Annotated in this window: 9 protein-coding genes and 1 pseudogene; 3 read left to right on the plus strand and 7 right to left on the minus strand. The window is 69.8% G+C overall.

Going from position 1 to position 9,365, the window contains the following annotated elements; translation table 11 throughout:
* Positions 1-28: 28 nt before the first annotated feature.
* Positions 29-754 carry a trypsin-like serine protease gene (locus tag AB0F01_RS05490; protein ID WP_362090130.1) on the minus strand — a complete coding sequence of 242 codons (726 nt, stop codon included), beginning with the start codon at positions 752-754 and terminating at the stop codon, positions 29-31.
* Between the two features lie 269 nt (positions 755-1,023).
* Between AB0F01_RS05490 and AB0F01_RS05495 the strand changes: the two genes are divergently transcribed.
* Complete coding sequence (locus AB0F01_RS05495; protein WP_362090131.1) at positions 1,024-1,515, plus strand: hypothetical protein; 492 nt, start codon at positions 1,024-1,026, stop codon at positions 1,513-1,515.
* Between the two features lie 116 nt (positions 1,516-1,631).
* On the opposite strand, the gene AB0F01_RS05500 is transcribed toward AB0F01_RS05495, so the two are convergent.
* The 3 genes from AB0F01_RS05500 to AB0F01_RS05510 all read right to left on the minus strand — a co-directional run bounded on the left by AB0F01_RS05500 (position 1,632) and on the right by AB0F01_RS05510 (position 3,942).
* Positions 1,632-2,489, minus strand: a complete 858-nt coding sequence (locus AB0F01_RS05500; protein WP_362090133.1) for a fumarylacetoacetate hydrolase family protein — start codon at positions 2,487-2,489, stop codon at positions 1,632-1,634.
* 184 nt (positions 2,490-2,673) lie between these two features.
* Positions 2,674-3,399 (minus strand): YidC/Oxa1 family membrane protein insertase, encoded by a 726-nt coding sequence (locus AB0F01_RS05505; RefSeq protein WP_362090135.1) that lies wholly within the window; start codon positions 3,397-3,399, stop codon positions 2,674-2,676.
* Positions 3,400-3,600: 201 nt separating this feature from the next.
* Complete coding sequence (locus AB0F01_RS05510) at positions 3,601-3,942, minus strand: DUF6412 domain-containing protein (protein WP_362090137.1); 342 nt, start codon at positions 3,940-3,942, stop codon at positions 3,601-3,603.
* Positions 3,943-4,201: 259 nt separating this feature from the next.
* On the opposite strand from AB0F01_RS05510, the gene AB0F01_RS05515 reads away from it, so the two are divergent.
* On the plus strand, positions 4,202-5,215 hold the full coding sequence (locus AB0F01_RS05515) for an SEC-C domain-containing protein (RefSeq protein ID WP_362090138.1): 1,014 nt from the start codon (positions 4,202-4,204) through the stop codon (positions 5,213-5,215).
* Positions 5,216-5,348: 133 nt separating this feature from the next.
* Here AB0F01_RS05515 and AB0F01_RS05520 read toward each other — a convergent pair whose 3' ends face one another.
* Together AB0F01_RS05520 and AB0F01_RS05525 are read right to left on the minus strand one after the other, a co-directional pair.
* The gene (locus tag AB0F01_RS05520; RefSeq protein ID WP_362090140.1) at positions 5,349-5,723 is read right to left on the minus strand and encodes a DUF1801 domain-containing protein; all 375 of its coding nucleotides are present in this window, start codon (positions 5,721-5,723) and stop codon (positions 5,349-5,351) included.
* Between the two features lie 47 nt (positions 5,724-5,770).
* A complete protein-coding gene (locus AB0F01_RS05525) occupies positions 5,771-6,760 on the minus strand; it encodes a YDG/SRA domain-containing protein (RefSeq protein WP_362090142.1) in 990 nt (329 codons plus the stop codon).
* A gap of 179 nt (positions 6,761-6,939) precedes the next feature.
* On the opposite strand from AB0F01_RS05525, the pseudogene AB0F01_RS05530 reads away from it, so the two are divergent.
* Positions 6,940-8,931, plus strand: a pseudogene (locus AB0F01_RS05530) (DEAD/DEAH box helicase family protein); the annotation flags it as partial.
* Here AB0F01_RS05530 and AB0F01_RS05535 read toward each other — a convergent pair.
* Positions 8,925-9,365, minus strand: a 441-nt coding sequence (locus AB0F01_RS05535; protein ID WP_362090144.1) for a transposase family protein, incomplete at its 5' end; no start/stop codon positions are given. The pseudogene AB0F01_RS05530 and the gene AB0F01_RS05535 sit on opposite strands and share 7 nt — an antisense overlap.

Genomic DNA, 9,365 nt, shown 5'->3' on the forward strand with positions numbered 1-9,365 from the left:
GCGGGCCCGTCGTCGTACGTCGTGCGGCTCAGACGCCCGCGACCGACTGGATCCAGGAGCGGTACGCCGTCACGTTGGTGTACGCCGTGGTCGTCTGGCGGTCGCTGGTGGAGGCGACGCCCACCTGGACGCCGTTCGCCATCATCGGACCGCCGGAGTCGCCGCCGGCGGTGATGCCGTCACCGCGCCGGGCGCAGATCGCGGAGCCGCCGTAGGCGTCCGAACAGCCGCCGGTGACCGTGACGTTGGCGACCTTCAGGTACCGGGACTGGCAGTTGGCCTCGGAGCCGCACCGGGAGGTGGCGCCCCAGCCGTACACCTGGACGTTCTGGCCGACGCGGACGGTGCCCGGCTGGCCGAGGCGCGCGTACGTGGCGGACACGGAGCGGTCGAGGCGGACGAGCGCGAGGTCCGAGCCGTGGGTGTAGGTCTGGACGCCGTTGGCGACGGTGCCGCCGCTGTGCTGGTCCAGGCTGCCGATGCGGAAGGACAGCCCGCCGCCGGTGACGCAGTGCTTGGCGGTGAGGATCCAGGTCGGCGCGATGATCGTGGCCGAGCAGGTCTCCCTGCCGTTGGAGAACAGCCGCGCGGCCCAGGGACCGCTGGAGGCGTGACCGCCGCCGATGATGGGCTGCGGCGCCTTGGTGCTCGGGGGCGGCGCCGGGGCCTCGGCCGCGGCGGCGGTGGGGCTGAGGAGTGCGAGGACGGTGACCGCGGCGGCGGCGAGCGCGGGAACGAGCCGGGATATGCGCAAGGTTCCTCGATTCGACGGGCACGCGAGGGGGCGCGTGCTCAGCTGTGGGGGACGCGGCCCGGCGAGGAACACGGGGCCGCACCCCACCCGAACTCCGGCCCGTGACACAGGAGTTCGACGTGGGGCACGGCACAGCTTCCCGAAGATTCGTCCAACGGGGTACTAACGGTTGGCGATAACGCGGTGCTATACCCGGCCGGGGGTGGGCCGGGGACCCCGGCAGGAGACCATCTGAGCCGAACCGTTTCCGGCGAAGGAGAAGTGAGCCGGTGTCCCGACGACGCGTTCCGGCGGCTGCCGCCACGCTGGCTCTGCTGACCTGCCTGCCGGGCTGCTCGTCCGCCGCCGACGGCGTCGAAGGCTGTCCTGGGCGGCAGGCGGTCGGCGCCACCTCCGGGCAACTCGCCGGGACCTACGGCGGTGAGGGCGACGCGGAAGGAGCGGTGCTCACCCTGAAGGCGTCCGGGAGCCGGCCGTCCGGCGGCACGGTCACCGTGCGGGGCCGGCCGACGGGCGACTGGTACGACGGCGAGCTGGGCGGGACGTTCGACGGGTCCGGCACGTGGGCCGTGGTACAGGGCGGCACCACGGCCACCGAGTTCGCGCGCCTGTCCCTCTCGTTCACCGCGCCGCGGCGCTTCCTGGACGGAGACACCCTCGACTCCCTGTCGATCGCCGAGGGCGACGGACACCTGTACGTCTACGCGGACGACGACCCGGACGTCTGCCCGGCCTTCCGGCTGCGACTCCGGAACGGCTGAGCCCGCCGCAACCGCGCGGGCGGGCGGCACGGGACGGGCGGTGAGGGCACCGGGCCGCTGCTCCCTCGCCGCCCGCCCACCGGGCTCACCCCGCCGGAGGTCGCCGCCCTGCCTGGTCAGGCCGCGCGCAGCTCCTGCCGCTGCCGCCCCAGGCCGTCGATCTCCAGCTCCACCACGTCCCCCGCGCGCAGGTACGGTTTCGGCTCGGGACGGCCCATGGCGACGCCGGCCGGTGTGCCGGTGCTGATCACGTCGCCGGGGCGGAGCACCATGAAGTGGCTGACGTAGCGGACGACTTCGCCCACCGGGAAGATCTGCTCGGCGGTCGTGCCGTCCTGCCGCAGCGTGCCGTTGACCCACAGCCGCAGCCGCAGGTCCTGCGGGTCGGGGACCTCGTCGGCGGTCACCAGCCAGGGGCCGAGGGGGTTGAACGTCTCGCAGTTCTTCCCCTTGTCCCAGGTCCCGCCGCGCTCGATCTGGAACTCCCGCTCGGACACGTCGTGCCCGATCGTGTACCCGGCGACGTGGGCCAGCCCCTCCTCCGCCGACTCGAGGTAGCGCGCCGTACGGCCGATGACGACGGCGAGTTCGACCTCCCAGTCCGTCTTGCGCGCACCGCGCGGCACCAGGACCGGGTCGTCCGGCCCGACGACCGTGTCCGGCGCCTTGAGGAAGACGACGGGTTCCGCGGGCGGCTCGGCCCCCGTCTCCCGCGCGTGGTCGTGGTAGTTGAGCCCGATGCAGACGATCTTGCCGATGCGGGCCACCGGCGGGCCGGTCCGCAGCCCGGCTCCGTCCAGCACCGGCAGCTCACCGGCAGCGGCGGCCGTCCGGATCCATGCGAGCGCCTCCGGGTCGGAGAGCAGCGTGCCGTCGATGTCCGTGACGAGGCCCGACAGGTCGCGCAGAGTTCCGCTGTCGTCGAGCAGCGCGGGCCGCTCCCGTCCCGCCGTACCGACTCGCAGCAGCTTCATGGTCACGTCTCCCTCGATCGTGAGCCCGGCGGACGGGCTCGATCGTGAGCCCGCCCGACGGGAGCGACCGGTGCGGCGGGACGCGCCCCCTCGGCGGACTCGGCAAATCCTCCACAGTGCGCGTCCACGCGGCAAGACCCCGTTCACGTACTGGACCCGCCCGGCCCGCGTGCCGGGCCCGCCGTCACCGGTACAGGACGGCCCGCTCCACCACGCTCCAGGTCGTGCTCGTCACCACGTAGAGCGCGGCGGCCAGCGGCACGACGGCCACGGTGACCAGCGTGAAGAAGGACGTGAACGGCAGGAACCGGGTCACCGCGGCCACGCCGGGCGCCGGGACCGGTTCCGCCGCACCGCCGCCCCCGGCCGGCGCGGGGTGGGCGGCCATCGACCGCCGGGTCAGCCGGTAGCCGAACGCGGCGACGACCGCCACGACGGTGAACAGCCCGAGGTACACGAGCCCGGCCGCCCCGAACACCCCGCCGTCGCCCAGCGCGTCGGTCCAGCGCCCGCCGAGCGGCGCCGCGAACAGCTCGTGCCCGAGCAGCGCGTTGGCCCGCCCTCCGACCGTCTCGCTGGAGAACAGGTGGTAGAGCAGGAAGAACGCCGGGAGCTGGAGCAGGCTGGGCAGGCACCCCGACAGCGGGGACACCTTCTCCTCGGCGTGCAGGGCGAGCACGGCCCGCTGAAGCCGTTCCGGATCACGGTGGTGCCGGGCGCGCAGTTCGGCGATGCGCGGCTGGAGGGCGGCCCGCGCCTTCTGGCCGCGCGCGGCGGCCCGGGAGAGGGGGTGGACGAGGAGGCGTACGAGCGCGGTGAACAGGACGATCGCGGCGGCGGCCGAGGCGGCGCCGAACAGCGGCTGGAGCAGGTCGGCCAGATGCTCGACCAGGCTGGCGAAGACGGACATGGGTGAGCCCTCCGGGGGTCTCGTCGTGCCGGACGGCGTCCCGGGCCGCGGGGGCGGGACACCGAGGGAGGAAGGACGGCATGACGACACGACCCCGCACAGGGCCGGCCGGAGAGACGCGCACGGAACGCGCACCGCGGAACACGGAACACGGAACGCGGAACGCGGAACGCGGAAGAACGTGGAGGTCGCCGGAAGGCCCTACGCGGCGGCGGTCGCCGGGAGGGCGGCCGAGGGAGCCCGTGGCCGGGTGCGGCCCCGGGCGTCGGGGTCGCGCTGCGGCAGGAAGGCGGTCCGCAGCTTCCGGTCCCGCATCGCCGTGCGGACCCGCGTGGGCGGCACGGCGGGCGCGCAGCGCGCGGACACCAGCGCGCAGACGGTGAGCGCGGCCCCGGCGGCGGTGGTGGCGGCGAGCGCGACACCGGCGGACAGCCCGCCGGCGGCGTCGGGTGCGACGAGCAGCAGCGCGAAGGGGACGAGGACGAGGAGAACGGCGAGGAGGCGGCCCCCGGCGGGGCGCGGCCGCACACTCCGACGTGACATCACCGCCGTCACCCCCCCCTGGTTCGTCACCGGTCACGGACCTGTCCCGTGCCGCCCGGCGCCGCTCGGCCCTGCCGGGCGCCGCCTGGATCCGGCACACAGGCTGATTTCGTCATACAGGCTGGTCTCGTTATACAGGACAGGCCGCGGACGGGCGCAAGGCCCGGTGAACGCGGTGGGGCGTCCAGGAGCGCGGTGGGGCGTCCAGCGGCCGACCGCTCCCTCACGCCCGTCACCCGTCGGCAGTACGGTGTCCCCCATGCGCCCCGACACGCCTGCCGAGAACGTCGACCACATCGCGGAAGCGGACCGCCTGGAGCGGATCGCGGATCGGTACCCCGAGGACGCGGAAGCCCTGCTGCTGCGGGCCGCGGCCCACCGGGAACTGTCCGGCGACCGTCCCGCCGCCTCCGCCCTCTACGACCGCCTGCTGTCCTCCGGCGAGCCGCTGGAGAGCCCGTTCCTGGTCCGCGCCCTCAAGGCGGCCAACCTGTGGGAGTACGGCCACGAGGCAGAGGCCCGCGCCATCATCGACGGCATCCGCACGGCGTCCCCGCACGACCCGGCGGCCTGGGTGATCATCGCCGAGGCGCTGGAGGCGCACGACGAGCTGGAGGCCGCGCAGGAGACGTTCACCGAGGCGGTGCGCCTGCTGCTGCCCGACGGCACGGAACCGACCCGGGCCGCGCGCCCCCTCCTCTTCGGCCGCCACCGCGTCCGCCGCATGCTGGGCGCCCCGCACGACTCGTGGGACGCCGTGGCCGACTCGGTGCACTCCCTGCCGGTCACCCTGGACGAACTGCACGACCCCAAGCGCGTGTGGTCCCTCGGCTCGGAGAACCCGGCGGAGCTGGAGGCCGAGATCAGCCGCCTGCGCGCCGAACTGGGCGCCTTCCGCGAGGCCCTGTCCCGCCCCTTCCCCGTCGCCGTCCTGCACTGGCAGACCGACGAACTGACCGAACTGCTCGCCGCCTACCCGGCACTGGCCGCCGAATACCCCTCCCCCGAACGCCACCTGGCGACCATAGAGGCGGCCCTGCGCGAACTCGCCGCCTCCGGCACCCCCAACCTGGGCATCGTCACCGGCACCGTCCCCTCCTACGAGGCCTTCGCCGCCTCGGAGGGCACGTCCCCCGACGACGCCGCCCTCCTCCCCCAGTACGCCACCACCCTCGCGGCCCGCGGCCGTGCGGTGGCGTGGCCGCCGGAGCGGGGCGCGGGCTGCTGGTGCGGGTCGGGCCGGACGTACGGGGAGTGCCACGGGACCGCCTGACAGCCCGCGCGGGCCGCGCCCCGTCCGCCGAAGCACCACGGCCGCCGGGGCGGGACGGCAGCCGGGCGGGAGTGCAGCCGCGGCGCACCGCCATCGCGTCCGCCGTGCCGCCCCGGGCACGCGCCCGTCCCTGTCAGCGGGCCGCCCCCGGCTCCGCGGCGGTCGCCCTCAGCAGATCCCGCACCAGCTCGAAGTCGACGTCCGCCGGCTTGCGGAACCGCAGACACCCCTTGCCCATGTCATGGCCCGCCAGACGCTCCTCGAACGCCTCCCGGACATCACCGCGCATGAGATAGAAGGAGATGTACTGCTTCTGACTCGCGAAGGCGATCTCCGCGGTCCCCCCACCCCCGCCCCGCACATAGGCGGGCATCCCGTACGCCATGACCTCGTCGAACCCCACGAGCTCGGCCCGGCACAGCTCGCGCAGCCCGGCCAGAACCTCCCGCCGCTCCTCCGGCACTTCGGCGAGGTAGGCGTCCACGTCCTTTGCGCTGCTTTGCACCATGGGGGAAGTGTAAGACCCAATCGGTAACGCCCCTGCCTCAACGGGGCTTACCCCGACGCGGTAAAGCCCTGAGCCTCCCAATACCGCCGGTGATAATCAAGATAGTCCGGATGAACACCGTGGCCATCTTCCACCGTGAGCCTCGGGAGAAGGGTGCTTCCTGACAGATCAGCTCGGGCAATGATCGTGTGGGCTTCACCCAGAACAACTGCACCGATATCAAGCCGCACATGACAGTTCGGGCACAGGCACAGGATGTTGGGCTCAATGTCAGGCCCGTGGTGTGGCCTGCCCAGGGGCCTTATGTGCGCTCCCTCGGAGTACGGGGTGTCATCGGGGCCCAGGAGTCGCAGTCCGCACATCTGGCACCGACCTCCGTAGAGCCGCTTGATCCGCTGAACCGCTGCAGTGTCACGAATCAGGCGACGCACCCGCATCGTGCGTGACCGTGGGAACCTCTCCTCCCGAGCGTCCGCTTCGTACAGCTCGTCCAACAGGCCCATGAGGCGGCGCTCGACGGAGGTCTGCACTTGGTTCTGGTCGGGCAGGCGTCGCAGGTCAAACTGACAGATGTCAATCTGCGCCCCGTCGGGCGCTGGCTGTTGAGACGCTGCGGTGCGCACGTCCACTATCTCGTATAACCCGTCGTACCTATATGCATTGGAGGGCGAGTACCGCGGATCGCCCTCATATCCTCGGATCACGCGGATCGGGTACCTGCGTTCGTAGCTCAGCAAGAGTGCGGCGTTATCCCGGTAGGACCATGACTGACTGCGCAGGAGCCTGCCTGTGGAGTCTTTATCCTTACCCTCGGACGCTCCCGTGTACTTGATCAGTTCCCATTCGTCTTGATCATCCACATAGCCACCATGTAGGACGATCGCGTCAGCAACCCTGCTGCCGTCCGTGTCCACCAGCCACGAGATCCCCCGCTGGTTCGTTTGATGCAGGTGGGCGCGTTGCACATCCAAGCGCCGATGAAACACCGACCCCACAGGCACGCCCTCTATGTGGCCGATGACGCGTTCGATTCCCATCGCCCCATGGTGGAGCGATGGTGATCATTTAGCATCAACTTCTGCCCAAACCGGCCTACTTGTGACTGGTCAGCGGACCAAACCGGCCATCTCTGCCTCGGACTGTCAGAACGCTCTGTTACACATGATCCGAGACGTCCGGCGTAACCAGAGGAGCCCGTGTGTCCGAGCTGGAGGAAATGACCCAACCCACCGCGGGCCTGTACGAACAGTTGATCACGCTCCGTTTCGAGCAGCAGCTCAAGCAGCTTCCCGAACTTGGCTGGCATCCGATCAGCGAGATGGTGGGTCCTGAGTCCGTCCCACATGTGCTCGCACGACACATCTCAGGCACGGTACGCCGCGTCCTGCAAAATCTGCCCGCCGAGGAGCGCGTCCACGCCGCCAACCACATCCTGGAGTCCATCAGCACGCTGCACGGTGCTCAAGAGTGGGTGGACCTCATCGCAGCGGGCCCCCAGCAGCTTCTGGCCATTGCGAAGCATGAGGCACCGGGGGTCTTCGCTGTGCGGCCGGGTATCCCGCTCTCGGATACCGCGCTCCTCACCAACTCTCCTGAAGACCCGAGCCTCGGATTTGAGCTGCGTGCAGAACTCGCCACTGCGGACCGAGTCGATCTCCTGTGCGCCTTCGTGAAATGGCACGGGCTTCGCGTCATCGAGCGGTCCCTCCAGGCGGCGCGTGAACGAGGGGTCCCCGTGAGAGTCTTGACCACCACCTACATCGGAGCGACGGAGCGCAGAGCGTTGGACCGCCTGGTCCGGGACTTCGATGCCGAAGTCAAGGTCAACTACGAGCTCCGCTCCACGCGGCTACACGCGAAGGCATGGCTATTCCGGCGCGATAGTGGCTATGACACGGCGTACGTTGGAAGTTCGAACTTGTCGAAGGCAGCCCTTTTGGACGGTTTGGAGTGGAACGTTCGCCTATCCTCCGTCGCCACGCCTGATGTAATGCGCAAGTTTGAGGCGACGTTCGAGTCGTACTGGAACGATCCTTCCTTCGAAACGTATGACCCGCAGGCCGACGGAAGTCGCCTCCAGGAAGCACTGGTTGTGGCGGGCGGCACATCCGGCGCACGCCACGCAATCACGCTGTCCGGTCTCGAAGTGCGGCCCTACCCTTACCAGCGAGACATGCTGGAGCGCTTGAATGTCGAACGCGAACTACATGATCGTCACCGCAACCTTCTGGTAGCTGCAACCGGCACAGGAAAGACGATCATGGCGGCGCTGGACTACAAGCAGCTCCGACACGACCACGGCCGCGATCTACGTCTCTTGTTCGTTGCCCATCGCAAAGAGATCTTGCAGCAGTCCATGCGGACTTACCAAGAGGTCCTTCTCGATGCGAACTTCGGCGAGTACCTTCACAGCGGCGAGATCCCCGAGCGTTGGACTCACGTTTTCGCTAGTGTCCAGTCTCTCAACGCACGAGCACTGGATCGTCTCGCGCCCGACCACTTCGACGTCATCGTATTTGACGAGTTCCACCATGGAACCGCACCGACGTATCGCAAGATCGCGGACCACTTTCAACCAGTGGAGCTACTCGGGCTGACGGCAACACCTGAGCGCATGGATGGCAAGAATATTCAAGACGAGTTCTTCGATGGCCGCATCGCCGCCGAGATGCGCCTGTGGGAGGCACTAGATAACAAGCTTCTGTGCCCCTTCCACTACTTCGGCATCAGTGACACGACGGACCTCAGCTCCGTGGAGTGGAAGCGCGGCGCGTACGACCCGGTCGCACTCAGCAACGTCGTCACGGGAAACAAGGTCCGCGCCGCTCTCGTCGTGAAGGCTGTGGAGGAAAAGGTATCCGACCCCAGCCGTATGAGGGCTCTGGGGTTCTGCGTCTCCGTCGCTCATGCCCGCTTCATGGCGGAGTCTTTTCGCTCAGCCGGCTTCGCCGCAATCGCTGTCTCTGGGGAGACTCCGGCAGACCAGCGGCGCCAGGCACTGGCGGACCTCAGGTCGGGTGAGGTCCAGGTGATCTTCTCCGTCGACCTCTACAACGAGGGCGTCGACGTCCCCGATGTGGACACTCTCCTGCTACTTCGCCCCACCTCTAGCGCCACGGTGTTCCTCCAACAGCTCGGTCGGGGGCTTCGCCGCTCGGACACCAAGCCTGTACTCACCGTTCTAGACTTCATTGAGCGTTTTCAGCGCTGCCTCTCCAGGGTGAGGACGGCTTTGGTGACTGACGTCATGCGGTTGGGGCTGATCCGGGACCTTCGGAAGATCCGCCAGGACTTCAGCAGTGCCATGCCCCGTTCGACGGGTGCCCGGGACGTGGCCAGTGCTCGGTTGACCGTCCGCTGTGTCGCAGACAGCTGCCCGCCGGGCGGCCGTCTGCGTCCGGTGGTGACCCAGGGGCCGGCGCCCTGGTAGGCGCGGTCGGCCAGGACGGGGACGCCCTGGCGTTCGCAGATCCGGATGATCCGGTGGGTGCGGGCCGCGGTCAGGTCGTGGCACCGGCCCGGCAAGGCCGGCGACATCCACAGCACATGCCCGGTCGGGTCGGTCACGACCTGCACGTTCACGCCATGGCGACGGTGCTTGTGCGAGTAGTCGGCCCTGCCGTCGCCCACGCGGTCGCACTC

The organism is Streptomyces sp. NPDC029526, from assembly GCF_040637405.1.
In the GTDB taxonomy this organism is placed as follows: Bacteria; Actinomycetota; Actinomycetes; order Streptomycetales; family Streptomycetaceae; genus Streptomyces.

What these genes read in the sequence shown, in the direction of transcription:
- AB0F01_RS05520 (WP_362090140.1), bottom strand. Translation starts at nt 5,723, where the DNA reads ATGGTGCAAAGCAGCGCAAAGGACGTGGACGCCTACCTCGCCGAAGTG.
- AB0F01_RS05500 (WP_362090133.1), bottom strand. Translation starts at nt 2,489, where the DNA reads ATGAAGCTGCTGCGAGTCGGTACGGCGGGACGGGAGCGGCCCGCGCTG.
- AB0F01_RS05505 (WP_362090135.1), bottom strand. Translation starts at nt 3,399, where the DNA reads ATGTCCGTCTTCGCCAGCCTGGTCGAGCATCTGGCCGACCTGCTCCAG.
- AB0F01_RS05510 (WP_362090137.1), bottom strand. Translation starts at nt 3,942, where the DNA reads ATGTCACGTCGGAGTGTGCGGCCGCGCCCCGCCGGGGGCCGCCTCCTC.
- AB0F01_RS05525 (WP_362090142.1), bottom strand. Translation starts at nt 6,760, where the DNA reads ATGGGAATCGAACGCGTCATCGGCCACATAGAGGGCGTGCCTGTGGGG.
- AB0F01_RS05515 (WP_362090138.1), top strand. Translation starts at nt 4,202, where the DNA reads ATGCGCCCCGACACGCCTGCCGAGAACGTCGACCACATCGCGGAAGCG.